The following is a 25,504-nucleotide window of genomic DNA, read 5'->3' as shown; positions in this document are numbered from 1 at the left end:
AGTACCGCCCTGTGGGCAAGGCGGTACGTCTGGGCTGATCCGTGGGGCGTTCATGCAGGGTGTCAATGGAGCGTGAAAATCGGGCTTGAAGGTTCAGCGTGAAAATCAGGGTCGAACACGTTCTGAATATGCGTTTTCGGAACCGCGTTTTCAGAACAACGCTTTCAGGACAGCACTTTCACTGGAATGGCCGACAGGTTTCCGGCGTGCAATCCGCATTCTTTCGAGTCCGACGATTCCCACCACCAGCGACCGGCGCGCAGGTCTTCACCTGGCCGGATCGCACGCGTACAGGGCTCGCAGCCAATCGACGGATAACCGCGATCGTGCAAGGCGTTGTAGGGAATGTTCAAGGCGCGGATGGCAGCCCAGATATCGTCGAAGGTCCAGGCCGCCAGCGGGTTGAATTTTTCCAATCCGAACACGCTGTCGAATTCCTGTTCCGGCAGGCTGCCGCGCGTGACGGCTTGTTCGCGCCGCTGCCCGGTGATCCAGGCCGGGCGACCCGCCAGGGCACCGCGCAAGGGAATGACCTTGCGAATCTCGCAACAGGCTTTGCGCAGCGGCACGCTTTCGTAGAAAGCATGGGCCCCGTGTTCCTTCACATATCCAGCAACGGCTTCTGCATCGGGGTAGACGACAGTCAAGCCACGCTGGTAGCGCGCTTGCACCGCATCGACCACGGCCAGGGTTTCCGGGTTCAGGCGACCGGTGTCGAGCGTGAACACCTCGATGTCCAGGTTCTCGGAAAAGATCGCATGGGTCAGGACCATGTCCTCGGCGGCCAGCGACGAGGCAAGCCCTACCCCGGGATAGCGCGCAGCGATATCACGCAAGCTGTGCACCAGTGTTTCCCAGCGGCTCTGCCAGGGGGTGGTATCGCCAGACGGCCTTGTTTCCGCTGCGCCGATCCCCGTATCCGTGCTGCTCGTGGATGCACTCTTGCTGCCGGACGCAGACCACTGCGTCGTCAAACCCTGTTCGCTCATGTCAAAAATACCTGTGCAGATCGCGGACGGACCACCAGGGTTTCGCCTTCCTTGAAGTCCAGCGCCTGGAAGGCTGCGACGGGAATTTCAGCTTCGATTGGAATGTCGTGACCGGCGCGATCCAGTTCCAGATAGGCGCTCGGGCCGGCCAGATACACCCGCGACAGTTTCACCACAATGCCCGCATCGCCAGGGCGATAACGTTCCACATCGAGTTCGTGCGGGCGCACATAGGCAACCGCTTTGGCGTTGCTGGCATCGGGGTGCGCGGGCACCGGCAAGGTGTAGTCATCGATGCGCAGACCACCGCGATCGGCGACACCATTGAATTGGTTCACATCGCCCAAAAAGCCGTACACGAACGGCGTGGCAGGTGACTGCCAGACTTCGCGCGGGGTACCGACCTGCTCGATATTGCCGGCATTCATTAACACCACGCGGTCGGCCACTTCCAGCGCTTCTTCCTGGTCGTGCGTGACAAACACACTGGCCACATGCAGGTCGTCGTGCAGGCGACGCAACCAGCGACGCAGTTCCTTGCGCACCTTGGCATCGAGCGCACCGAAAGGCTCGTCGAGCAGCAACACGCGCGGCTCCACGGCCAGTGCACGGGCCAGCGCAATACGCTGACGCTGGCCGCCGGACAACTGCGACGGATAACGATCAGCCAGCCAGTCGAGCTGCACCAGGTTCAGCAGGCTGTGCACCTTTTCCTGAATCTGCGCTTCCGAGGGACGCAGCTTGCGCGGGCGCACCCGCAGGCCGAATGCCACGTTTTCGAAAACCGTCATGTGGCGGAACAGTGCGTAATGCTGGAACACAAACCCCACCTGGCGCTGGCGCACATGCACATCGGTGCTGTCTTCGCCCGCAAAAAGAATGCTGCCGGTATCTGGCGTTTCCAGACCGGCAATGATGCGCAGCAAGGTGGTCTTGCCGCAGCCCGACGGGCCGAGCAAGGCCACCAGCTCACCGGTTTCGATGTGCAGATTGACGTTGTTCAGGGCCGTGAAGCTGCCGAATTGCTTATGGACGTTCTTGACTTCGATGCTCATGTTTTTCCTTCATGCGTCCAGGGCTGCGCTCAGGCGCTTGCAACCGAAGCGGGCGTGGCGCGCGCCGGGCTGCTGGTTCGTGCCAAGGGTTGCTCGGGCGGCAGATCGACGGCCAGCGCACGCTCGTGACGCCATTCGACCACCGACTTCACCACCAGGGTCAGCAGCGCCAACAAGGCCAGCAGCGATGCCACCGCAAAACCGGCTTGCAACTGATATTCGTTGTACAGGATCTCGACTTGCAGCGGGATGGTGTTGGTCAGGCCGCGGATATGGCCGGACACCACCGACACTGCACCGAACTCACCCATGGCGCGTGCGTTGCACAGGATGATGCCGTAGAGCAGGCCCCATTTGATGTTCGGCAGGGTCACGTGCCAGAAGGTCTGCCAGCCACTTGCGCCAAGCACGATCGCGGCCTGTTCTTCGTCGCTACCCTGCGCCTGCATCAACGGAATCAGCTCGCGGGCGACCAGTGGAAGTGTAACGAAGGCAGTCGCCAATACGATGCCGGGGACGGCGAAAATGATCTTCAGGTTGTGCTCAATCAGCCAAGGCCCCAACCAGCCCTGTGCGCCAAACACCAGCACGAACGCCAAGCCCGCCACGATGGGCGACACCGAGAACGGCAGGTCGATCAAGGTCGTGAGCACCGACTTGCCACGAAACTCGAACTTTGCAATCGCCCAGGCCGTTGCCACGCCGAACACCACGTTCAGGGGCACGGCAATGGCTGCGGTCAGCAAGGTGAGCTTGATTGCCGACCAGGCATCCGGGTCGACCAGGGCAGCCAGGTACGCGCCAAAGCCCTTGCGCATGGCCTCGGTAAATACCGCCACCAAGGGTAAGACCAGGAACAGCAACAGGAAGGCCAGGGCCACGCCGATAAGCGTGATGCGTACCCAGGCGGGCTCTTCGGTACTTTGCTCGATACGGCGCGACGAACTTGTCGCGATGCCGGGTTTGCTCATGAGGCAGCCCTTGTACAGGATCGGTCGATGCGTATTTGCATGGTGAGCTTCAGGACAGGCTTCATGTCGGCGCACTCGTCAGACGGCGCTGCCAGGCCTGCAAGGCATTGATGGCCAGCAGCATCAGGAAGGACACGACCAGCAGCACCACGGCCACGGCGGACGCACCGGCGTAGTCGAATTGTTCGAGCTTGATCAGAATGATCAGCGGCGTGATCTCGGAGATCATCGGCATGTTGCCGGCGATGAATACCACCGATCCGTATTCGCCCACCGCGCGTGCAAATGCCATGGCGAATCCGGTCAGCAATGCCGGCGCAATGGCCGGGAACAACACGCGGCGGAAGGTCTGCCAGCGGCTGGCCCCCAGGCTGGCCGCAGCTTCTTCCAGTTCTTTTTCGACGTCTTGCAACACCGGTTGCACCGTGCGCACCACGAACGGCAGGCCGATGAAAGTCAGCGCCACCACGATGCCAGCCGGGGCGTAGGCCAGCTTGATGCCAAGCGGCTCAAGAAACTGGCCGACCCAGCCATTGCCAGCCAGCAGCGCCGTCAAGGCAATCCCGGCGACTGCCGTGGGCAGTGCGAACGGCAGATCGACCAGCGCGTCGACAATGCGTTTGCCCGGGAACTTGTAGCGCACCAGCACCCAGGCCACCAGCAGCCCGAACACCAGATTGATCAAGGCTGCGATCAGGGACGCACCGAAAGTGATGCGATACGTGGCCATCACCCGGGGCGCGCTGACTGCCGTCACGAAGGCGTCCCAGCTCATGCCTGCCGCCTTGAAGAACAAGGTCGACAAGGGAATCAGGACCAGCAGGCCCAGATAGAACAGCGAGTAGCCCAGCGTGAGATGGAAACCCGGCAGCACCCGCTTGCGTTTGCGGCGCGGGGCAACCGACGCCGTGTCACCAGCGCCGTCCTGCGGTTGAAGGATGCTGCCGTGTGCCATTTATTTCTTCACGTAGATCTGGTCGAAGGAACCGCCGTCAGCGAAGTGCACCTTGTCGGCATTGGGCCAGTTGCCGAATGCTGCGTCGAGCGTGAACAGTTCGATCTTCGGGAACTGGCTGGCGTACTTGGCCTTCACCTTTTCGTCGGTGGGGCGGTAGTAGTTCTTGGCGATCAGTTCCTGTGCCTGTTCGGTGTACAGGAACTTCAGATAGGCCTCGGCCGCAGCACGGGTGCCCTTGCGTTCGACGTTCTTGTCGACCACGGCCACGGTGGGCTCGGTCAGGATGCTGAGCGACGGATAGACGATTTCGAACTTGTCAGCGCCGAATTCAGCCAGCGTCAGATACGCCTCATTTTCCCAGGCCAGCAGCACATCGCCCACGCCGCGTTGCGAGAAGGTGATGGTCGATCCGCGCGCGCCGGAATCCAGCACGGGCACGTTGGCGAATACCTTGGTGATGTAGTCCTTGGCACCAGCCTCACCCCCGAACTTGCGCTTGCCGTATTCCCAGGCGGCCAGGTAGTTCCAGCGTGCGCCAGCCGAGGTCTTGGGATTCGGCGTGATGACCTGAACGCCCGTCTTGGTCAGGTCGTCCCAATCCTTGACGCCCTTGGGGTTGCCTTTCTTGACCACGAACACGATAGTCGAGGTGTATGGGGCCGAATTCAGCGGCAGGCGCTTTTGCCAACCTTCGTTGATCAGCTTCCCGTGGGTGACCAGGGCTTCGACATCGGGAGCCAGACCCAAGGTCACCACATCGGCGTCCACGCCGTCGATCACGGTGCGGGCTTGCTTGCCCGAGCCGCCATGCGATTGGCGGATGGTGATGTCGCCACCGGTGGTTTCTTTCCAGTGCTTGGCGAACAGCGGGTTGTACTGGGAATAGAGCTCACGCGTCGGATCGTAGGAAACGTTCAGCAAGTCGATCTTCTGCTGCGCAGCGGCGGGCAGATGGATACCAGCCAGTCCGGCGGCTGCAAGTGCAGTGGCCAGACCAAGCTTGATGAAATGACGTTTGGCAGTGCGCATTGAACTTCCCCTGGGTGGTGGGCAATTGATGGGAAGCATGGTGCCAGCCGTCTGCCGCTGCGCGAACGACATATTCGGTAGTTGCTAATGCGCTTGCCACATAAGCTTGCTCGATTTTTCGCGCGCGCCCGTACGAGAAGTGCTTCATGCCTTCCCGCACCAAGCTAATGCCGAATCGTTCTTTCGACTGACAGGCGAGCCACGGCAAGATGGCCTGCTTCTGTCAGGACATATCTGTGAATTTCCAGCAACTCCGTTCGGTACGCGAAGCCTTGCGCCGCGACTTCAATCTGACCGAGGTCGCCCATGCGCTCGACGCGTCTCAACCCGGCGTCAGCCGTCAGATCCGTGAACTGGAAGATGAACTGGGCGTGGCGATTTTCGAACGCGCCGGCAAGCGGCTGACCGGGTTGACCGAACCCGGTCGGGAAATCGTCAAGGTGGTCGAACGCCTGTTGATCGAGCAGGAAAATCTCAAGCGCGCCGCGCTGGAATTCACCTCGCACGATGTCGGCCGCCTGACGGTGGCCACCACCCACAGCCAGGCGCGTTATGCACTGCTGCCCGTGATCCAGGCGTTTCGCCAACGCTTTCCCGGTGTGCATTTAAGCCTGCAACAAGGCGCGCCCGAATACATTGCCTCGCGCGTAGCCACCGGTCAGGCCGATGTGGGCATTGCCAGCGAAGGGCTGTCGCACGACGAGCGCCTGTGTACCTTCCCGGGCTATCGATGGAACCACGTGATCGTGGTGCCCCACGGACACCCCTTGCTTGGCGTGGATCACCCTACCCTGCATGAACTCGGGCGTTATCCGCTGATCACCTATGACCTTGGGTTGACCGGGCGATCAAGCATCGACGAGGCCTTTGCACGGGCAGGTCTTGCACCCGACATCGTGCTGACGGCGATGGATGCCGACGTCATCAAGACCTATGTCGCAGCCGGCCTGGGCGTGGGCATCATTGCCTCGGTGGCCTACAAGACCGAGGAAGACCGCCAGTTGCAGTCGATTTCGTCCACCCATCTTTTCAAAGCCAACATGACGCGCGTGGCCGTGCGGCGCGGGGCCTATCTGCGCGACTTCACCGTCGCGTTCATCGAGATGTTCGCGCCCCATCTGAACCGGCGCATCGTGACCGAATCCGACATCACGCCGGGTGCATTGCCATCGGAACCCCTGGTACCGAACATATACATATCCGAAAACAGTCTTTCGGAATGAAGGCATGGCGGCCCATCATATCGGCCCCCTATCAGTACCGGTTTTACACGCCCCATGAATCGCCGATTTGCCCTGAAAGCCCTGTCCGCCCTGATCGTCGCCGCTGGCCTGCACGCACCGGTCTTTGCGCAGAACGCAGCCGACAAGACCGTCATCAAGGTCGGCCAGACCAGTGGCCCGCACGCCAAGATCATGGAAGTGGTCAAGGGCATTGCGGCCCGTGACGGCCTGACCATCGAAGTGATCGAATTCGGCGACTACATCCAGCCGAATGCGGCGCTCGACGCCGGCGACCTGGACGCTAACAACTACCAGACCAAGCCCTTCATGGACGCGCAGATCAAGGCGCGCGGCTACAAGATCGTCAGCGTCGGCAACACCGTGCTGTTCCCGATGGGCTACTACTCGAAGAAGTACAAGAACATCCAGGACTTGCCGGAAGGCGCACGCGTGGGTATTCAGAACGACCCGGCCAATTCGGGCCGTTCACTGCAACTGCTGGAGAAGTCCGGTCTGATCAAGCTGAAGGCCGGTGTGGGCACTACTGCCACGCCTGCCGACATCATCGAGAATCCGAAGAAGCTGCGTTTCCACCAGTTGGACTCCGCACAGCTGCCGCGCTCGCTGGATGACCTGGACATGGCCGCGATCAACACCTCGTTTGCGATCAAGGCTGGCTTGGTGCCCGCACGCGATGCCATCGTGATCGAAGGTATCGACAGCCCGCACACCAACCTGCTGGTGGTGCGCGAAGCCGACAAGGACAAGCCCTGGGTGAAGAAGCTGTTGAAGGCGTATCAGTCGGAAGAAATCCGCAAATTCATCGAGACGGAGTTCAAGGGTTCGGGTATTCCGACCTTCTGATCGGTTGCGGCCGCGAGAAGCGGTCGCGGGTGCGACAGACGCATTGCAGATGTAAAAAGGGCGTGCCGTGAGGTACGCCCTTCGTTTTATCAGCCCCTAGCGTTAAAACCCCACCGTTAACGACCTTCGAACTTCGGCGTGCGCTTTTCCATGAACGCGCGCCGGCCTTCCTTGTAGTCCTCGCTGTCGAAGCAAGCTTTCACCGCATCGGCCACGACTTGTTCGTCGCGCACATCCGGGTCTTTCTGCGCCTCGCGAATAGCAAGCTTGGCCGCCAGAATCGGCAAGGGTGCGTTGACCGCAATGTTCGCGATGATGCCCTCGATGGCGGTATCGAATTCATCGTCAGCAAACACCTTGTGCGCAAAGCCGATGCGCTCGGCTTCGTCGCCATCGAACATGCGTGCGGTGTAGAACAGCTCTGCGGTGCGCGCGGCCCCCAGCACATCCACAAAACGCTTGGTGCCTTCCAGCCCATAACCCACGCCCAGGCGGGCCGCAGGCATGCGGAAACGTGAGGAACGCGTGGCATAACGCAGGTCGCAGCCACCCGCCAAACCCAGGCCGCCGCCTACGCAGACACCTCGAATCGCAGCGATCACGGGGCGTGAGCAGGCAAGCATGGCGTCACGTGCGCGATCACCCTCCGCTTCGTAGGCCAAGACCTGCGCCTCGGAGTTGCGCTGCGTCTCGAACTCCGAAATATCGGCACCCGACACAAAGGCATTGTCTCCATCGCCTGCCAGCACCACCACACGCACGCTGGCGTCTTCTGCGATGGTGTCGAAGGCATTGGCCAGTTGCGTCCACATCGCCATCGTCATCGCGTTCAGGCGCGTGGGATTGGACAAGGTGATGCGTGCAATGTTGTCTTGAATCTGCAAACGTACTTCAGGCACACGTACTTCAGGCATTCAGCACTCCCTCAGGTCACACCGGCCGCGCGCAACGCGGCAATGGCTGCCTCGTCGTAACCCAGTGACGCAAGAATCTGATCACTGTGTTCGCTCAGGCCCGGCGCTGCAGTATGCAACTGCGCAGGCGTGCGATCCAGCACCACCGGCTGCGTGATCAGTCGCAGGGGTTCACCATCCGGCCCGGTGACTTCGCCCACCACGCCCAGATGTTTGACCTGCTCATCGTCGAATACCTGCGGCACGCTGTAGACTGGGCCGGATGGCACGCCCGCGCGATTCAGCAGCTCGGTCCAGTGCGCAACGGTATTGCTCTTGAAGAGCGCGTTCAACTCAAGATTCAGGCGCTCGCGGTTGGCGACACGCAGCTTTTCGTTCACGAATTCCGGGTCGGCAAACCACTGCGGCTGCTCCAGCGCATCGCACAACCGCTTCCAATTGCCTTCACCCGAAGCACCCAGGTTAAGCGCGCCGTCGGCGGCGTAATACAGGCCCATCGGGCTGGACAGCGGGTGGTCGTTGCCGATCTGCACCGGGTTCTTGCCATCGACCAGATAACGCACCGCCTGGAAATCCATCATGGCGATCATCGAATGCAGCAGCGAGGTCTGCACCCACTGGCCCTGCCCCGATTGCTCGCGTTCGAGCAAAGCCGTCAATACGCCCATCGCGGCGAAGATGCCGGCGCTGGAGTCCGAAATCGCCACACCCGCGCGCACCGGTCCCTGTCCGGGGAAGCCCGTCACCGACATCAAGCCACCCATGCCCTGGATGATCTGGTCGAAACCGGGCCGCCACGCATACGGGCCATCCTGGCCGAAGCCGGAAATGCTGGCCAGGATGATGCGCGGATTGATCGCCTTCAGCGACTCATAGTCCAGACCAAGACGCGTCTTCACATCGGGCCGCCAGTTCTCCAGCACCACATCGGCGTCTTCCACCATGCGGCGGAAAATCGCCAGGCCCTCGGGTTTCTTGAGATTCAGCGTCAGCGACCGCTTGTTGCGATGCAGATTCTGGAAGTCCCCGCTGTCACGGTCGGCAAAGATCGCTTCGTTCGGATCGACGCCAGCAGGGGCTTCGATGCGGATCACATCGGCCCCGAAATCGGCCAGGAAACGCGCGCAGGTCGGGCCGGCGCGCACACGTGAGATATCGAGCACGCGGAAACGTGCAAGCGGAGCGGAAGTCTGGGAGGTCATGGCAATGCGTGGGGCAAGAAGACGGCAAGACGAACCTGCCGAGAAGACACCCGATGCGCCAAAGAGGCAACGCATGGGCAAAAACGGAACCGCCCGACGCGGATAGCGGTCCGGGTCGGGCGGTTCAGATGAATCATGAGCCCGGCAAGCCTGGACCACCAGCCTGCCGGGATGGCCCGCCCGACTCACGGGCAGGCCTCAACCGGATCACTTGTTCGGTTGCGGGGTAATGCGCAGATACGGACGCACTTCGGTGTGGCCCTTCGGGAACTTCTGCTTGATGATTTCCGGGTCTTTCAGCGACGGGACGATGATCACGTCGTCGCCATCTTTCCAATTCACCGGCGTGGCCACGCTGTGGCTGTCGGTCAGTTGCAGCGAGTCGATCACGCGCAGGATTTCGTCGAAGTTGCGACCGGTGCTGGCCGGGTAGGTGATCGTCAGGCGGATCTTCTTGTTCGGATCGATGATGAACACCGAGCGAACGGTGGCGGTGACGCTGGCATTCGGGTGGATCATGTCGTAGAGCGTGGCGACCTTGCGATCGGCGTCAGCCAGGATCGGGAAGTTGACCGTGGTGTTCTGCGTGTCGTTGATGTCCTTGATCCAGCCGTGGTGCGATTCCAGCTCGTCTACCGACACCGCCAACACTTTCACATTGCGCTTGGCAAATTCGTCCTTGAGCTTGGCGGTGTAGCCCAGCTCAGTCGTGCAGACCGGCGTGAAGTCGGCCGGGTGCGAGAACAGCACACCCCAGCTGCTGCCCAGCCAGTCGTGGAAACGGATGGTTCCGAGCGAAGATTCTTGTTCAAAATCGGGGGCAACATCACCCAAACGCAAGGTAGTCGACGACATGCATATCTCCGTGAAATGGCTGGCAGCTGAGAATTGTGGCACCGCCGGCCGGCTGTCGATAATAAGCTTTCGATATAAAGATATGCACATAACGCGTATCGCCCATCGACAAGCTCGAACATAAGCCTTATGCGCCGCTTATGCTTAAAAGTAATTTATAAAATCGAAAAATATACTTCCGCGTAATTAAGCGTTACCGCATGATTCGGTCCTACCCATCGCCTTCCAGGAATCGGATTCATGTTGAAGAAAGCACTTGTCGTCGCACTGGCCTCGGCCGCCCTGCTTGGCGTCAACGCCCACGCGCAAGACAAGGAAAAGGTCTTGCTCAACACGTCCTACGACGTAGCGCGTGAATTGTTCGACGCGATCAATCCGAAGTTCGTTGCCCACTGGAAGGCCGAAAGCGGCCAGAACATCAAGATCGAGCAGTCGCATGCCGGTACCTCGCGCCAGGCTCAGGCCATCATCCAGGGCTTGAAGGCTGACGTCGTCACCTTCAACCAAGTGCCCGACATCGACGTGCTGGCCCAACGCGGTCTGGTCAACAAAGACTGGCAAAAGGCGTTTGCCAACAACGCGTCGCCTTACTACAGCACCATCGCTTTCCTGGTCCGCAAGGGCAATCCCAAGGGCATCAAGACCTGGGACGACCTGGTGCGCAACGACGTGAAGCTGGTGTTCCCGAACCCCAAGACCTCGGGCAACGCGCGCTACAGCTATCTAGGTGCATGGCTGTATGCCAACGAGAAGTTCAAGGGTGACGAAGCCCAGGTGAAGCAATTCGTTGGCAAGCTGCTGCACAACGTTGAGAACTTCCCCACCGGCGGCCGTGGTGCCACCGTGGCCTTCGCCCAGAACGGCCAGGGCGATGCGCTGCTGACCTTCGAGTCCGAGGTCAAGAACATCGCCGCCAGCGACGAGTTCAAGTCGGGTGCGTTCGAAGTCATCGTGCCGCCGGTCAGCGTGCTGGCTGAGTTCCCGGTTGCCGTGGTCGACAAGGTTGTCGACGAAAAGGGCACTCGCAAGGAAGCCACCGCCTTCCTGCAATATCAGTACAGCAAGGAAATCCAGACCCTGCTGGCTACCTTCAACCTGCGTGTGCACAACCCGGAAGTCGTGAAGGCCACCGCCGCACAGTTCCCGGCGATCAAGCTGATCAACCCGACGGACGTGCTGGGCAACTGGGAAAACATCACCAAGACCCACTTCGCCAACAACGGCGTGCTGGACCAGCTGCTTGCGCAGAAGCCCTGATGCCGCATTTCGCGTCATGACATGACGCGCAGCCACCGGGGTCGGTAAACTCACCCCCGGTACTCGCCGGTGAGCTGCCTTGAGCAGCTCACCGGCGTTTTCATTCATCGCACGCGCCTTTTCTGTTCAGCCTTGGCTGCGCGGGATCGCGTGTCCAACCGGATCGACGGGTAGACGTGGCCAAGGCTTCCTGGTTTTTCACAAAACACCCTGTGCTGCCGGGCTTCACGCTCAGCTTCGGGCTGAGTGTCACCTTCCTCAGCCTGGTGATTTTGCTGCCGCTGTCGGCATTGTTCCTGTACACCAGCGACATGAGCTGGCCGCAGTTCTGGCGTGCCGTGTCAGACCCGCGCGTGGTGTCCAGCTACTGGGTGACGGTCAGCGCGGCGTTCTATTCCACGGTGGTGGTCACCCTCATCGGCCTGCTGCTGGCGTGGATTCTGTCGCGCTACGACTTCCCGGGCCGGCGACTGGTCGATGCCCTGGTCGACCTGCCCTTTGCGCTGCCCACCGCCGTGGCCGGGCTGACCCTGGCCACGCTGCTGTCACCGGGCGGATGGGTCGGGCAATTCTTCGCAGCCCACGGCATCAAGATTGCCTACGCCTACCCCGGCCTGGTGATCGCGATGATCTTCACCAGCCTGCCCTTCATCGTGCGATCGGTGCAACCGGTGCTGCAGGACTTCGGCCCCGAATACGAAGAAGCCGCCACCACGCTGGGCGCGACGCGCATACAGATTTTCTGCCGCGTGATTTTCCCCTCGCTGATCCCGGCGCTGGTCACCGGTGCGGCACAGGCCTTCATCCGCAGCCTGGGCGAATTCGGTGCGGTGGTGCTGATCGCCGGCAACATGCCCTTCAAGACAGAAGTGACGTCCCTGATGATTTTTGTGCGCCTGTCTGAATACGACTACCAGGCCGCATCGGCGATTGCCACCGTGGTGCTGGGTGCGTCGCTGATCCTGCTGTTCACCCTGCAAGTGTTGCAGGGCCGGTTCCTGTCCTGGCAACGTCGAGGCGCATGATGCAAAAACCCCGTGGTTGGCAACAATGGAGCCTGATCGGCCTGGGCTTGACCCTGGTCACGCTGCTGCTTCTGCTTCCGCTGGCACTGATCTTCGCCAAGGCCTTTTCAGGCGGCGTGGGTGTACTGCTGAACAATCTGGCGGACGACGATATGCGTCACGCCATCTTCCTGACCCTGCTGGCGGCCGGCCTGACCGTGCCGATCAACCTGGTCTTCGGCATCTTGCTGGCCTGGTGCGTGACGCACTATGAATTCCGTGGTCGCAAACTGCTGGTCACCTTGATCGACATTCCGTACGCCACCTCGCCCGTGGTCGCCGGCCTGTGCTACCTGGTGATCTACGGCCTGGAAAGCACCATTGGCGGCTTCTTGTCGGCGCGCGGCGTGCAGCTGATGTTTGCGTGGCCCGGCATCGTGATGGTCACCATCTTCGTCACCTCGCCTTTCATCGCCCGGATTCTGATCCCACTGATGCAGGCGCAAGGCAGCGACGAAGAACAGGCAGCGCTGACGCTGGGTGCCAGCGGCTGGCAGATTTTCAGCAAAGTGACTTTGCCGAACATTCGCTGGGCGCTGCTGTATGGCGTGGTGATCACCAACGCGCGGGCGGTGGGTGAATTCGGCGCGGTATCGGTCGTGGCGGGCGCGATTCGTGGCCGGACGGTGACCTTGTCGCTGCTGGTTGAGCAGTTGAATGAGGACAACAAGGTGATCGGCGCGTTCACTGCGGCGGCTTTGCTGGCCTGCATGGCACTGGTGACGCTGGTGGCCAAGAGCTTGATGGAGTGGCGACTGGCGAAAAAAGGCGAAGCGCCGGTCAGGGCGGCGGGGCATTGAAACTGTTTTGGGTAGGACAAAAACGGACGCGCAGGCGTCCGTTTTGTTTTAGGGAAACGTAGGGTAGATGGCAGGGGCCGGAATGATCACGTGGCTCAATTTGTCGTCGAAACTACCCTCTAAGGGTTGAATTCTCACCCTTAAAGGGTAATATCCATGATTGCAACGCCGACCTATGACTTGCAGCAGATCAAAGCACTGATCAGGGTGCAAGGACCACGAGCCTTCACGTCGATGGCGATTGCATGCGGGCGGCGCGAGCTCACCATGACCGTGCAGGAGATGATCGACATGATTCTCGCCCGCAACGACATCACTTGCTACAAGACCATGCCGTCACAGACGCACCCAGACCAGATGCAGGACGTGTATCACTGGCCCACGCCCTTTGGTCAGATCGCCTACGTGAAGTTCTCGCTGGGCGTCCAGGGCAAAGTGGTTGTTTCCTTCAAGGAAAAATGAAATGCACGCCAGACAAGCTGCACCTGAGGTATGCCGCGAATGCGGCACACCTCATCCTGTGTACGAAATACGGGACGTCAAGATCGCGCATCGTGGCCTGGAAGCCAGCGTCGCGGATATCCGCGGCTGGTTTTGCGTGGATCCGGCCTGCGAAGAAATCGAGTTCGACGAATCCACGGATTCCTTGGAGCGATGGGTCGCGGCAGGTGATGCCTTGGTGTTGAAGGAGCGCGCCCGTGCAAAGCAGATTGGTGAACGGCTGCGACGTTCGCGCCAGACCTTGCACCTGAGCCAGGTCGAAGCGGCGGCACTGGCCGGCGGTGGGCACAACGCGTTTTCGCGCTACGAGAATGGTGGCGCGCTTCCCGTCGCTGCGGTCACCACGCTTTTCAGCCTGCTTGAGCGTCACCCGGAACTGGTGCACGAAGCGCGCGCATTGGCGGCGGAAACGCAGCGGGTGCTGATGGGTGAAGCTACTGACATTGCCTGACGTGCCTGCAGACACATTCAATAAAAAACGGACGCCTCGGCGTCCGTTTTTGTCTTCATGCCTGCAGGATCAGAACTGATCCGCGTCCAGCGCCAGCACACTCTCTGCCCCATCCACCACAGCCGCATGCAGCGACAGCGCGCGCGGCAGAAGGTGTTCGGCGTAGAAGCGTGCCGTCACCAGCTTGGTTTCATAGAACGGGTCCAGGTCACCGGCTTCGATCTTTTTCACCGCAGCCTGCGCGGCGCGGGCCATTTGCCAGCCGCCATGCACGTAGCCGGCCAGCATCAGGTAGGCGACGCTGCCTGCGTACACGCCACGCACGTCGTCCTTGACCTCTTCCAGCACGAACTGGATGGTCTGCGCGTAGGCTTCGACCGCCATTTCCAGGCGCGCACCGATGGTCACCAATGATGCATGCTTCGAGCGTTCCAGCTCATCGACCGTCTTGCGAATATCTTCGACGATGCGATAGGCAGCCGCACCGCCGTCACGCACGGTCTTGCGGCCGATCAAGTCGTTGGCCTGGATGGCGGTGGTGCCTTCGTAGATCGGCAGAATGCGGGCGTCGCGATAGTGCTGTGCTGCGCCGGTTTCTTCGATGAAACCCATGCCGCCATGCACTTGCACGCCCAAGGACGTGACTTCCAGCGACATCTCGGTGGAGAAGCCTTTGATGATCGGCACCAGGTATTCGTAGAAGGCCTGGTTCTGTGCACGCACGGCGGCATCGGGATGATGCGTGGCCAGGTCATGTGCGCCAGCACCGACGAAGGCCACGGCACGCGCGCCTTCGGTCAGCGCGCGCATGGTCATCAACATGCGGCGCACGTCCGGGTGTTCGATGATGGCGACCGCTGCAGGCGAGCCTTCCACCGCGCGGCTTTGCTTGCGATCGCGCGCGAAAGTCACGGCTTGCTGGTAGGCGCGTTCCGATACGGCGATGCCTTCCACGCCCACTGCAAAGCGCGCGGCGTTCATCATCACGAACATGTATTGCAGGCCGCGATTGAGTTCACCAATGGCGTAGCCCACTGCACCTGCGCCAACTTCACCCTTGTCGTCACCGAACAGCAGCACGGTGGTCGGGCTGGCCTTGATGCCCAGCTTGTGTTCGATCGACGCACACCACACGTCGTTGCGCTTGCCCAGTTTGCCGTCGGCATCGACCAGGAACTTGGGCACCACGAACAGCGAGATGCCTTTCACGCCTTCGGGCGCGTCGGGCGTGCGGCCCAGCACCAGATGGACGATGTTCTCGGCCATGTCGTGCTCACCGTAGGTGATGAAAATCTTCTGGCCGAACAGACGGAAGCTGCCGTCTTCCTGCGGCACGGCGCGCGTGCGCACTTGCGACAGATCGGAACCGGCCTGCGGCTCGGTCAGGTTCATGGTGCCGGTCCAGCTGCCGTCGATCAGGTGCGGCACGTACAGGTTCTTCTGTTCTTCGGTGCCGGCCGTCAACAGCGCTTCGATGGCACCGTCGGTCAGCAGCGGACACAAGGCGAACGACAGATTGGCAGCGTGCAGGTTTTCCACGCAGGCCGATGCCACCAGCTTGGGCAAGCCCTGGCCACCGTATTCCTGCGGATGCTGCAAGCCTTGCCATCCGCCACTGGCGTATTCCGTGAATGCTTGTTTGAAGCCCGGCGTGGTGATGACTTCACCATCTTTCCATGACGAAGGCTGCTCGTCGCCAATGCGATTGAGCGGCGCGATCACGTCCTGAACCAGGCGGGCATTCTCTTCCAATACCGCATCGACCGTCTCGGAACTTGCGTCTTCGAAGCCCGGCAGTTGCTGGATCTGGTCCAGTCCGGCCAGTTCGTTCAACACAAAACGCATGTCTTTCAGCGGTGCGATGTAGCTCATGTCAGTTTTCCAAGCGAAATAAAAGCGCCTGTCGGCGCCGATAAACAATTCAGCAGCGGGCAGTGCTTCACGCACTGCCCGCCCACGACGCTCAGGTCAAAGCGCGTTGACCAGTGCCGGTACTTCCTGGAACAGATCGCCGACCAGACCGTAGTCGGCCACACCGAAGATCGGTGCCTCGGCATCCTTGTTGATCGCAACGATCACCTTGGAGTCTTTCATGCCGGCCAAGTGCTGGATGGCACCCGAGATACCGACCGCCACGTACAACTGCGGGGCGACGATCTTGCCGGTCTGGCCCACTTGCCAGTCGTTCGGTGCGTAGCCTGCGTCGACCGCAGCGCGCGATGCGCCCACGGCTGCACCCAGCTTGTCGGCCAGCGGGTCGAGAATCTTGAAGTTCTCGGCGCTGCCCAGACCACGGCCACCCGACACCACAGCCTTGGCGGCGGTGAGTTCAGGACGATCGCTGGTGGCGACTTCGCGGCCGACGAAACGGGACTTGCCCGAATCGCCCACGGCGTCGACGTTTTCAACGGCAGCCGAGCCACCGGTGGCAGCGACGGCGTCGAAGGCGGTGGCACGAACCGTGATGACCTTGACGGCATCGGACGATTGCACGGTGGCAATGGCGTTACCGGCGTAGATCGGGCGCTGGAAGGTGTCTGCCGATTCAACGGAAATGATTTCCGAGATCTGCGCCACATCCAGTTTGGCGGCCACGCGCGGGGCCACGTTCTTGCCTGCAGCGGTCGCCGGGAAGACGATGTGGCTGTAACCCGCGGCTTGCTTCAGGACTTGCTCGGCCACGTTCTCGGCCAGGCCGTCGCCCAATTGGGCAGCGTCGGCCAGCAAGACCTTGGACACGCCAGCGATCTGTGCAGCAGCCTGGGCAGCAGCGTTTGCGCCGGCACCGACCACCAGCACGTGGATGTCGCCGCCAATCTTGGCAGCGGCAGCCACGGTGTTCAGCGTGGCAGGCTTGATCGACGCGTTGTCGTGTTCTGCGATGACGAGAATGCTCATGTCTTTACACCACCTTCGCTTCGTTCTTGAGCTTGTCGACCAGGGCGGCGACGTCGGCAACCTTGATACCTGCCTGGCGTGCCGGCGGCTCGGTCACTTTCAGCGTCTTCAGTCGCGGGGCGACATCCACGCCGAGGTCTTCCGGCTTGACGGTTTCCAAAGGCTTTTTCTTGGCCTTCATGATGTTCGGCAGCGTGACGTAACGCGGCTCGTTCAGGCGCAGGTCGGTGGTGACCACGGCCGGCAGCGTCAGAGCCACGGTTTCCAGGCCGCCGTCGACTTCGCGGGTGACGGTGGCAACACCGTCGGCGATCTCGACCTTGCTGGCGAAGGTGGCTTGCGGCCAGCCCAGCAGCGCAGCCAGTGCCTGGCCGGTCTGGTTGGCGTCGTCGTCAATGGCTTGCTTGCCCAGGACGATGAGGCTCGGTTGTTCCTTGTCGGCCAGCGCCTTCAACAGCTTGGCCACAGCCAGCGGTTGCAGTTCAACGGCGCTCTCGACCAGGATGGCGCGGTCGGCACCGATGGCCATGGCCGTGCGCAGGGTTTCCTGGCACTGGGTCACGCCGCAAGACACGGCGACGACTTCCGTGACCACGCCCTTTTCTTTCAGACGAGTCGCCTCTTCCACAGCGATTTCGTCAAACGGGTTCATCGACATCTTGACGTTGGCGATGTCCACACCTGTTTGATCCGACTTCACGCGAACCTTGACGTTGTAGTCAACTACACGCTTGACGGGCACCAACACTTTCATGAAGCGGCCTCTTGTTTGAACCCCGGCTTGACCGAGGTGAATTGAAAACAGGTCGTGTAAGACGACAGTGCGGACGCCCACGCATGCCGATCAGTGAAATCGGCGCAGCGGCGATCCGGTCGAAAAAAGACCAATCTTTCGATTATAGGCATCTGATTCCGAATCGCATTGCGATCAGTCCGTGCGCTCACCACGCCTCGGCCCCCAGACGGCCAGATGATGGCACCCGCACGCCGCTCAAAGCCCCGCCAATGCACGTAGATGGGCGGTCACGCTGCGACCCAGCGCCGACAGGTTGTAGCCCCCTTCCAGACAACTGACAACCCGGCCCTGGGCATGCCGGGCCGCGACCGCAACGATCTGTTCGGTCATCCAGGCATAGTCGGACTCGACCAGTTTCATCTGGCCGAGATCGTCTTCGCGGTGGGCATCGAAACCCGCCGAGATCAGGATCAGCTCGGGTTTGAACGCGTCCAGCCGTGGCACCCAGTCCTGCGCGACCAGTTGGCGCACCGCCGCGCCATCGGTGTAGGCCGCGAATGGCGTGTTGTCCATGTTGTCGGCGGGATGCTCGATCTCGCGGAACGGGAAGAACGGGTGCTGGTAGAAGCTGCACATCAACACGTGCGGGTCCCCTGCCAGCGCGGCTTCCGTGCCGTTGCCGTGGTGCACGTCGAAGTCGATGATGGCGACACGCGTCAGCCCGTATTGGGCGATGGCGTGCCGCGCGGCGATCGCCACATTGCCCAGCAGACAAAAGCCCATGGCCTTGTCCGGGCAGGCATGATGACCGGGCGGACGTACCGCGCAGAACGCGTTCTCGGCGTCGCCCGTCATGACCGCATCGACAGCCGCGACCACCGCACCGGCGGCGCGCTCGGCAGCCTCCAGGCTATGCGGATTGACCATGGTGTCGGGGTCGATGGAGGCGTATCCCTCGCGTGGTATTCTGCCCGCGAGCTCGTCGAGGTAGGCCGCCGTATGCACGCGCAGCGCCGCTTCACGGGTAACCCGTGGCACGTCATCGCGTGTATCCAGGTGGGGCATGATGCCCGACGCCAGCAACTGATCGGAAATGGCATCCAGCCGTTGAGGTGATTCGGGGTGCCAGCTCCCCATCTCATGCAATCGGCACGCTGGATGTGTGATGTAAAGGGTGGTCATGCCACAGATTATGCCGCCTGCGTTGCGGGCGCCAGTCAGCCGTCTTGCGTTACTGCTACGCATTTTCCCCAAGCTGCCGGCAGTCCCAGGGTTATCCCCCGGACATTCCGGCCCATCATTGCTCCAGATGCCTCATCAATTCTTTGCCAAGCGTGTTGGATCGACCATGCGTGTCAGTATGGTCTGCATGGCCGTTGCCGCCAGCCTGGCGTCTGCCGGCATGGCGAACGCTCAGACGCCATCCACGACGCAGCCTGCACAACCGGCACCTGCCAAGCCCCAGAAGCCCGCGACGACGCCTGCGCCGCGACCAGCAGCCAAGCCTGCTGCACCGTCCCAGGCAGCCAAGCCCGCTGCCAGTCCCGCCCGCGCTGCCACGCCGCCTGCCCCCAAGCCCGATCCGGTGACCTACGCTACCCGCCCCGCAGGCATGGCCTTTACCGACAAGGTGGTGGCTCAAGGGCTGGACCGGCAGTACGTGCAATCGGCATTGGCCAGCGCCCGTTATGTGTCGGTGGCCGCCCGCGCCATCATGCCGCCTGCCTCGCCTTCCGTGCGCAGCTGGACGCGCTATCGCGCCCGCTTTGTCGAGCAGCAACGCATTCAGGCTGGCCTGGCGTTCTGGGACCAGAACCGCGAGGTACTGGCCCGAGCACAGGCGCGATATGGCGTGCCGGCCTCGGTGATCGTGTCGATCATTGGCGTGGAAACGTTCTACGGCCGCGTGATGGGTGACTTCCGCATTCTGGATGCGCTGGCCACCCTGGGCTTCGATTTCCCCAGCGATGCGCCGCGTGACCGCAGCGAGTTCTTCCAGGAACAACTGGCGGAATACCTGCTGTTCTGCAAGGAACGTGGCCTGGACCCGCGCACGCTGCGTGGCTCGTTTGCTGGCGCGATCGGCCTGCCTCAGTTCATGCCTGGCAGCATTCGCCGCTTCGCGGTTGCCGCCGATGGCGGCACGCCAGACTTGGTGAACCACCGCGACGATGCGGTGATGTCGGTGGCGAACTTCCTGGTCGAGCATGGCTGGCAGCGCGACCAGCCGGTGTTCTCGCCGCGTGGATTGCCGACCGATCCTGCGCCGCTGGTCGATGGGGGCCTGGCACCCACGCTGGACTGGAGCACGCTGCAACAGGCCGGTGCCGTCTTGCCGCAAGAGGCAGGCGGCGCGTGGTCGGCGCTAAAAGTCGGCATCATCGACCTGATCGATGGGGACACGGGCAACGCCGAATACCGCCTGGCGCTGCCGAATTTCTTCGTGATCACGCAGTACAACCGCAGCTATTTCTATGCAGCCTCAGTAGCCGATCTGGCACAGGCGCTCGAAGCGGGCCAGGGCAGTTATGTGCCCCCTGCCCCCGCCGCAGTGCGTGCAGCCATGCCGGCGGCAAGGCCCGCGCCCACGCAAGGGCCCGCGCCTTACACCAGTCAGCGCACCCGCACGGTCGATCCCAGCCTGACCTCGCCGGAAGCCATGCCGGATACGGTGCCTGCGGGACAGCAGCCGTAATGGGATGAAGAAGCGCTGCGCTGCCGATCAGGTGGCGCGCGTTTTTTCCTGCTGATGGTGTAATGCGGTGAATGCACGGTGTTGCCTGTTGTAGGTCACCGCTACGCGATCAGCACATCACCAAAAAGAACACCCCGGACATCAGAAAAACATCTGATGTCCGGGGTGTCGCTTGCCTGCGCTAGCAGTTGCAGCCGCGATTACTTGAACACACCCGTAGACAGGTAACGATCACCGCGATCGCAGACCACGAACACGATGGTGGCGTTGCGCACTTCCTGCGCTATGCGCAGTGCCACGACCAGCGCACCCGCCGCCGAGATACCCGCGAAGATGCCTTCCTCGGCTGCCAGACGACGCGCCATGTCTTCGGCGTCTGCCTGCGTCACCGATTCGATGCGATCCACCTTGTCTGCCTGATAGATGCTGGGCAGATAGGCTTCCGGCCACTTGCGGATGCCGGGAATCTGCGAGCCTTCGGTGGGCTGCGCGCCGATGATCTGGATGTCGGGGTTCTGGGCTTTCAGATAGGTCGACATGCCGATGATGGTGCCGGTAGTACCCATGGCGCTGACGAAGTGGGTAATGCCACCATCGGTGTCACGCCAGATTTCCGGGCCGGTCGTCTCGATGTGCGCCTGCGGGTTGTCCGCGTTGGCGAACTGGTCCAGCACCTTGCCCTTGCCGTCGGCCTGCATCTGCAAGGCCAGGTCACGGGCGTATTCCATGCCGCCTTGCGACGCCGGTGTCAGGATCAATTCGGCACCGTAGGCCGTCATCGATACCCGACGTTCGACCGACAGGTTGTCGGGCATGATCAGGATCATCTTGTAGCCGCGCGTGGCGGCGACCATGGCCAGCGCAATACCGGTATTGCCGCTGGTGGCTTCGATCAGCGTGTCGCCGGGCTTGATCTCGCCGCGCGCTTCGGCGCGGCGGATCATCGACCGCGCGGCACGATCCTTGACCGAGCCCGCCGGATTATTGCCTTCGAGCTTGCCGAGGATGACGTTGCCACGCGCATCGCAGTCCGCACCGGGAATGCGCTGGAGGCGGACCAGGGGCGTATTGCCGATCGTGTCTTCGATGGTGGTGTAGGTTTTCATGCGCAGCATGATACCGCGCAGGCCCACGCTCAGTTTGGCTTAACCCCAGGCGCTCTGGGCGTATTGCGCGGATTGGCTGCGGCGGTCTGTGAAGGAGACGCAGCCGCCGTGGTGCTGGTGCCTACGGTCAGGCCGGCTTCGCGCAGCTTCTCGGCACGCTTGGTGCCGATGCCTCGCACCCGCCCGGAAAAGTCATCGAACGACTTGAACGCGCCGCCTTTCTGACGCTCCTGCAAGATCGATTCTGCGGTTTTCGGACCGATGCCGCGCACGGTTTCCAGGTCGGACAAGGTGGCGGTGTTCACATCCACCGCAAGCGCCGGGCTTGCCGCACCGAACACCAAACCGGCCGCCAGCGCGAACTGCCCCGCCAGACGGGCAAGTGTGCCCAAGCCGAATGAAGGAGAAATGAATGATGGAGAAACCTTGGACACAGCAGGCAAGCCACCAAGGGTGCCGACAGCGGAATCGGTATTGCGATTGGGGATCAGATCAGTAGCCGCGTCAGCAACGGGACTGGCTACGGGTTCGTGCAGGAATGGGTTCATCACAGGCTCCGGGTGAGCCTGTCGTCATGATGACGGCAGGCCCAGCCAGCTTGCCGCCCGGTGCAGATATTGGGCGGTGCGCATCCGCGTGATGTCCGTGAGGGCTACTGCGTAGGCCGCTGCGCGGTTGCCGCGTGATGGCTGCGCAGCTCACCCATCAGCACTGCCTCAGCGCCCTGCCCGCAACGTGCGGATGTACTCGGCCACACCCGTCTGCACATCACGCATCGGAGCCGTGAAACCGGCGTTGCGCAGTTGCGTGGTGTCGGCTTGGGTGAAGCTCTGATAACGCCCCTTCAAGTCGTCCGGGAACGGCACATAACGCAGCAGACCTTGCTCGACCAAGGCTGCCAAGGACAGCGGTGCTTCACCCTTCTCTTCACGCAAGGTGTTGACCACAGCAGCGGCCAAATCGTTGAAAGGCTGTGCGCGACCGGTACCGCAGTTGAAGATGCCCGATTGTTCGGGATGGTCCAGGAAGTGCAGGTTCACGGCGACCACGTCTTCAACGGAAATGAAGTCGCGACGCTGCCCGCCATCTTCATAACCGTCCCAGCCGCCGAACAGGCGCACATGGCCTTCGCTCAGGAACTGGTTCATGTTGTGGAAGGCCACCGAGGCCATGCGGCCCTTGTGCTGTTCACGCGGACCGTAGACGTTGAAGTAACGCAGGCCGACCACCTGCGAGCGCAGTGAACTCATGCGACGGCGCAAGATCTGATCGAACAGGAACTTCGAGTAGCCGTAGACGTTCAACGGGCGCTCGTTGGCCGGATCTTCGACATAGACCGGACCTGCGCCGTACACCGCTGCCGACGAGGCATACAGGAACGGCACGCGGTGCGCCTGGCAGTATTCGAACAACTCCAGCGTGACGCGGTAGTTGTTGTCCATCATGTAGTGACCGTCGCGCTCGGTGGTGTCTGAACACGCGCCCTGGTGCAACACGGCACGAATGGGCGGCAGCGACCCGTTGGCGACCCGTGCACGGAACTCGTCCTTGTGCAGGTAGTCGGCAATGTCTGCGTCGACCAGATTGACGAATTTGTCGCCTTGCAGCAGATCGTCAACCGCGATGATGTCGCGAATGCCGCGGGCATTCAGGCCACGAACGAGGTTGCTGCCGATGAAGCCGGCAGCGCCGGTGACGATAATCATGGGAATTCCTTGTAATGCGTATGCGGTGCGGCCACTGGCCTCAGCCGCCGAGTTCTGCCGGGGTTACCGTAGAGGTACCGAGCTTGCCGACCACCACCGCGCCAGCCAGGTTGGCCCAGCGCATGGCGGCATGCAGGTCCAGCCCGACCGCTTGCATCAGTGCCAGGGTCGCAATCACAGTATCGCCCGCGCCCGACACGTCGAACACTTCGCGCGCCTGGGCTTCGACGTGGTCGCGGCCTTCAGCGGTGTACAGCGTCATGCCTTGTTCGGAACGGGTAACCAGCAAGGCTTGCAGGCCGAGCGCTTCGCGCAGACGTTGCGCACGTGCGCTCAGATCATCTTCATCACGCCAGGCACCTACTGCTTCGCGCATCTCGGCCCGGTTCGGCGTAACCAGCGACGCACCGCGATACCGACCGTAGTCGTCGCCCTTCGGATCGACCAACACGATGCAGCCCAGCGCACGGGCGCGCGCAATGATCGGCTCGACCTGCCCGAGCACACCCTTGGCGTAGTCTGAAAGCACCAGCACTTCATGGTGCGGCAGTGCTTCGATTACCTGGGCAGCGATTTCAGCCTGGGCGGCTTCGGTTGGCGTCTTTTCGAAATCGACACGCAACAACTGCTGTTGCCGGCCCAACACCCGCATCTTCATGGTGGTGGGCACGGTCTCGTCGTTGACAAAGCGCGTCTTGATGCCGGCTTCCGCAGACAGCGTCGACAAGGTCTGTGCGACCTCATCACGGCCAACGATGCCAACCAAGGTGACCTGGCCACCCAGGGCCGCGACGTTGCGCGCCACGTTGGCGGCACCGCCCAAGCGATCTTCGCTGACCGACACCCGCACCACCGGCACCGGTGCCTCGGGCGAGATCCGCTCCACTTCACCAAACCAGTAGCGGTCGAGCATCAGGTCGCCAACCACCAATACCCGGGCAGCGGCACGCGCCTCGGCACTGGGAAACGCCGACATCGGCGCAGCATTCAGTTCAGACATCCAACTCTTCCAAGCGTTTGGGTGCGTAGGTTTCCCAGGCATTGCAGCCCGGGCATTGCCAGTGGAAACGACGGGCCTTGAAGCCGCATGAACGGCAGATATAGCGGTCCATGCGCTGCGTGTGCTTGTGGATCAGGCTGCGCATCAATGCCACGTCGTCGACGACGGCCACAGCATGGGGTGCGGGTACCCCGTCTGCGCGGGCAGGTGCAGCAAGCTGCGCTTCCAGCAAACGGTCCAGGCCCAGCAGCGACGGATTGCGCTGCATGGCGGCGCGCGCAAATACCCAGGCGTCGGCAATGCCGTAGACGGTGCGCCGTGCCTGGAAGATTGCGTTGAACACATCGAGCGACGGATAGCGCGCGTAATGCGCTTCCAGCATGGCGATGCCGTCGGCTTCCGTGCCATCGACACGGTGGTTGTCCAACAATTTGGCAGCCACTAGGCCCGCGTATTCCGGCGCATGTGCCAGCACCGCTTCCAGATGAACCCGGCATGCCACCGGATTGTTTTCCAGCATGGCCAGCTCTGCACGCATGATCGACACCCGAACGTGCGGCACCGTGGGCGCATCCGGTGCGGCATTGCGCTGGCGCGATGCATGGCTGGCGGCATCCAGCGCAGCATGGGCGGCGTCCAGTTCCGGCGGCGTGGCGATCATCGCTGCCGCGGCCTGCTCGCAATGGAAATGCACGGCTTGCGGCACAGGCTCGTCTACCAGGCCTTGCAGCGCCTGCGCAGCCAGAATGGCCTGCGGCCAGTCGCGTTCGGTTTCGTGCACACGAATCAGCGCGCGCAAGGCTTCGGGCGCAAAGCGGGTGGCCTTCAATTGCTCGAAAGCGGCTTCGGCACGGTCCAGCAAGCCTGCGCGCAAATAGTCCTGCGCCAGTTCATGCAAAGCCTGCTCACGTTGCAAGGACGGCAGATCGGTTCGTTGCAGCAGATTCTGGTGCACGCGAATCGCGCGCTCGATCTCACCACGCCGTCGGAACAGGCTGCCCAGCGCGAAGTGCAGTTCGATGGTTTCCGGGTTGAGCTTGGCAACCTCGATGAACGCATCGATTGCCTGGTCCGGCTTCTCGTTCAGCAGGAAGTTCAGGCCCCGGAAATAGGAGTCGGGAAGATTGCGGGTTTCCGACAGCATCTGCCGGATGTCCACGCGTGCAGCAATCCATCCCAGCCCGAAGAGCAGCGGGATGACAATCAACAACCAAGGTTCGAAATCCACGC

General features: G+C 61.8%; 25 protein-coding genes. 8 read left to right on the top strand and 17 right to left on the bottom strand.

Going from position 1 to position 25,504, the window contains the following annotated elements; all coding sequences use genetic code 11:
• Positions 1–164 precede the first annotated feature (164 nt).
• The 5 genes from FXN63_RS06195 to FXN63_RS06175 all read right to left on the bottom strand — a co-directional run bounded on the left by FXN63_RS06195 (position 165) and on the right by FXN63_RS06175 (position 5,002).
• Positions 165–989: a phosphoadenylyl-sulfate reductase gene (locus FXN63_RS06195; protein ID WP_148813731.1), complete on the bottom strand. Its 825-nt coding sequence runs from the start codon at positions 987–989 to the stop codon at positions 165–167.
• Positions 986–2,044: a sulfate/molybdate ABC transporter ATP-binding protein gene (locus FXN63_RS06190; protein WP_148813729.1), complete on the bottom strand. Its 1,059-nt coding sequence runs from the start codon at positions 2,042–2,044 to the stop codon at positions 986–988. The genes FXN63_RS06195 and FXN63_RS06190 overlap by 4 nt, the downstream gene beginning before the upstream one ends.
• Positions 2,045–2,073: 29 nt before the next feature.
• Positions 2,074–3,015 carry a sulfate ABC transporter permease subunit CysW gene (gene cysW, locus FXN63_RS06185; protein ID WP_148813727.1) on the bottom strand — a complete coding sequence of 314 codons (942 nt, stop codon included), beginning with the start codon at positions 3,013–3,015 and terminating at the stop codon, positions 2,074–2,076.
• Positions 3,016–3,076: 61 nt separating this feature from the next.
• Positions 3,077–3,970, bottom strand: coding sequence for a sulfate ABC transporter permease subunit CysT (cysT, locus tag FXN63_RS06180; RefSeq protein WP_148813725.1), 894 nt, complete (start codon positions 3,968–3,970; stop codon positions 3,077–3,079).
• A complete protein-coding gene (locus FXN63_RS06175; protein ID WP_148813723.1) occupies positions 3,971–5,002 on the bottom strand; it encodes a sulfate ABC transporter substrate-binding protein in 1,032 nt (343 codons plus the stop codon).
• A 236-nt stretch (positions 5,003–5,238) separates the two neighbouring features.
• Here FXN63_RS06175 and FXN63_RS06170 point away from each other — a divergent pair, with 236 nt between their 5' ends.
• Both FXN63_RS06170 and FXN63_RS06165 read left to right on the top strand, forming a co-directional pair.
• On the top strand, positions 5,239–6,225 hold the full coding sequence (locus FXN63_RS06170) for a CysB family HTH-type transcriptional regulator (RefSeq protein WP_148813721.1): 987 nt from the start codon (positions 5,239–5,241) through the stop codon (positions 6,223–6,225).
• 54 nt (positions 6,226–6,279) lie between these two features.
• The gene (locus tag FXN63_RS06165) at positions 6,280–7,089 is read left to right on the top strand and encodes a MetQ/NlpA family ABC transporter substrate-binding protein (RefSeq protein ID WP_148813719.1); all 810 of its coding nucleotides are present in this window, start codon (positions 6,280–6,282) and stop codon (positions 7,087–7,089) included.
• Positions 7,090–7,205: 116 nt separating this feature from the next.
• On the opposite strand, the gene FXN63_RS06160 is transcribed toward FXN63_RS06165, so the two are convergent.
• The 3 genes from FXN63_RS06160 to FXN63_RS06150 form a co-directional block, all read right to left on the bottom strand.
• On the bottom strand, positions 7,206–8,003 hold the full coding sequence (locus FXN63_RS06160; RefSeq protein WP_148813718.1) for an enoyl-CoA hydratase: 798 nt from the start codon (positions 8,001–8,003) through the stop codon (positions 7,206–7,208).
• An 11-nt stretch (positions 8,004–8,014) separates the two neighbouring features.
• Positions 8,015–9,205 carry a CaiB/BaiF CoA transferase family protein gene (locus FXN63_RS06155; RefSeq protein WP_148813716.1) on the bottom strand — a complete coding sequence of 397 codons (1,191 nt, stop codon included), beginning with the start codon at positions 9,203–9,205 and terminating at the stop codon, positions 8,015–8,017.
• A gap of 207 nt (positions 9,206–9,412) precedes the next feature.
• The gene (locus FXN63_RS06150; protein WP_148813714.1) at positions 9,413–10,060 is read right to left on the bottom strand and encodes a peroxiredoxin; all 648 of its coding nucleotides are present in this window, start codon (positions 10,058–10,060) and stop codon (positions 9,413–9,415) included.
• 240 nt (positions 10,061–10,300) lie between these two features.
• On the opposite strand from FXN63_RS06150, the gene cysP reads away from it, so the two are divergent.
• The 5 genes from cysP to FXN63_RS06125 all read left to right on the top strand — a co-directional run bounded on the left by cysP (position 10,301) and on the right by FXN63_RS06125 (position 14,133).
• The gene (cysP, locus tag FXN63_RS06145) at positions 10,301–11,317 is read left to right on the top strand and encodes a thiosulfate ABC transporter substrate-binding protein CysP (protein WP_148813712.1); all 1,017 of its coding nucleotides are present in this window, start codon (positions 10,301–10,303) and stop codon (positions 11,315–11,317) included.
• A 176-nt stretch (positions 11,318–11,493) separates the two neighbouring features.
• Positions 11,494–12,342 (top strand): sulfate ABC transporter permease subunit CysT, encoded by an 849-nt coding sequence (gene cysT, locus FXN63_RS06140; protein WP_148813710.1) that lies wholly within the window; start codon positions 11,494–11,496, stop codon positions 12,340–12,342.
• Complete coding sequence (gene cysW, locus FXN63_RS06135; RefSeq protein ID WP_148818997.1) at positions 12,342–13,181, top strand: sulfate ABC transporter permease subunit CysW; 840 nt, start codon at positions 12,342–12,344, stop codon at positions 13,179–13,181. Before cysT (FXN63_RS06140) ends, cysW (FXN63_RS06135) begins: the two co-directional genes overlap by 1 nt.
• A gap of 156 nt (positions 13,182–13,337) precedes the next feature.
• Positions 13,338–13,643 (top strand): type II toxin-antitoxin system MqsR family toxin, encoded by a 306-nt coding sequence (locus tag FXN63_RS06130; protein WP_148813708.1) that lies wholly within the window; start codon positions 13,338–13,340, stop codon positions 13,641–13,643.
• Between the two features lies 1 nt (position 13,644).
• Positions 13,645–14,133 (top strand): type II TA system antitoxin MqsA family protein, encoded by a 489-nt coding sequence (locus FXN63_RS06125; RefSeq protein WP_148813706.1) that lies wholly within the window; start codon positions 13,645–13,647, stop codon positions 14,131–14,133.
• A 69-nt stretch (positions 14,134–14,202) separates the two neighbouring features.
• Here the strand turns inward: FXN63_RS06125 and FXN63_RS06120 are convergent, their stop codons facing one another.
• From FXN63_RS06120 to FXN63_RS06105, 4 genes are all read right to left on the bottom strand, one after another.
• Positions 14,203–16,005: an acyl-CoA dehydrogenase gene (locus FXN63_RS06120; protein WP_148813704.1), complete on the bottom strand. Its 1,803-nt coding sequence runs from the start codon at positions 16,003–16,005 to the stop codon at positions 14,203–14,205.
• 96 nt (positions 16,006–16,101) lie between these two features.
• The gene (locus FXN63_RS06115) at positions 16,102–17,031 is read right to left on the bottom strand and encodes an electron transfer flavoprotein subunit alpha/FixB family protein (protein ID WP_148813702.1); all 930 of its coding nucleotides are present in this window, start codon (positions 17,029–17,031) and stop codon (positions 16,102–16,104) included.
• Positions 17,032–17,035: 4 nt separating this feature from the next.
• Complete coding sequence (locus FXN63_RS06110) at positions 17,036–17,785, bottom strand: electron transfer flavoprotein subunit beta/FixA family protein (RefSeq protein WP_148813700.1); 750 nt, start codon at positions 17,783–17,785, stop codon at positions 17,036–17,038.
• 237 nt (positions 17,786–18,022) lie between these two features.
• The gene (locus FXN63_RS06105) at positions 18,023–18,949 is read right to left on the bottom strand and encodes a histone deacetylase family protein (protein WP_148813698.1); all 927 of its coding nucleotides are present in this window, start codon (positions 18,947–18,949) and stop codon (positions 18,023–18,025) included.
• A 166-nt stretch (positions 18,950–19,115) separates the two neighbouring features.
• Here FXN63_RS06105 and mltB point away from each other — a divergent pair, with 166 nt between their 5' ends.
• Entirely contained in the window at positions 19,116–20,462 is a 1,347-nt protein-coding gene (gene mltB / locus FXN63_RS06100; RefSeq protein WP_148813696.1) for a lytic murein transglycosylase B, read from the top strand.
• Positions 20,463–20,662: 200 nt separating this feature from the next.
• Here mltB and cysM read toward each other — a convergent pair whose 3' ends face one another.
• From cysM to lapB, 5 genes are all read right to left on the bottom strand, one after another.
• A complete protein-coding gene (gene cysM / locus FXN63_RS06095; RefSeq protein WP_425468665.1) occupies positions 20,663–21,568 on the bottom strand; it encodes a cysteine synthase CysM in 906 nt (301 codons plus the stop codon).
• 29 nt (positions 21,569–21,597) lie between these two features.
• Positions 21,598–22,116, bottom strand: coding sequence for a ComEA family DNA-binding protein (locus FXN63_RS06090; RefSeq protein ID WP_148813694.1), 519 nt, complete (start codon positions 22,114–22,116; stop codon positions 21,598–21,600).
• Positions 22,117–22,284: 168 nt separating this feature from the next.
• Positions 22,285–23,274, bottom strand: a complete 990-nt coding sequence (rfaD, locus tag FXN63_RS06085; protein ID WP_148813692.1) for an ADP-glyceromanno-heptose 6-epimerase — start codon at positions 23,272–23,274, stop codon at positions 22,285–22,287.
• Positions 23,275–23,314: 40 nt separating this feature from the next.
• A complete protein-coding gene (gene rfaE1, locus FXN63_RS06080; RefSeq protein WP_148818993.1) occupies positions 23,315–24,250 on the bottom strand; it encodes a D-glycero-beta-D-manno-heptose-7-phosphate kinase in 936 nt (311 codons plus the stop codon).
• Between the two features lie 16 nt (positions 24,251–24,266).
• Positions 24,267–25,502: a lipopolysaccharide assembly protein LapB gene (gene lapB, locus FXN63_RS06075; protein WP_148813690.1), complete on the bottom strand. Its 1,236-nt coding sequence runs from the start codon at positions 25,500–25,502 to the stop codon at positions 24,267–24,269.
• Positions 25,503–25,504: the final 2 nt, after the last annotated feature.

Origin of the sequence: Pigmentiphaga aceris (genome assembly GCF_008119665.1) — a bacterium.
Lineage (GTDB): Bacteria > Pseudomonadota > Gammaproteobacteria > Burkholderiales > Burkholderiaceae_B > Pigmentiphaga > Pigmentiphaga aceris.
The sequence above is the reverse complement of the archived record's forward strand: the minus strand, read 5'-3'. Positions and strand labels throughout refer to the sequence as shown.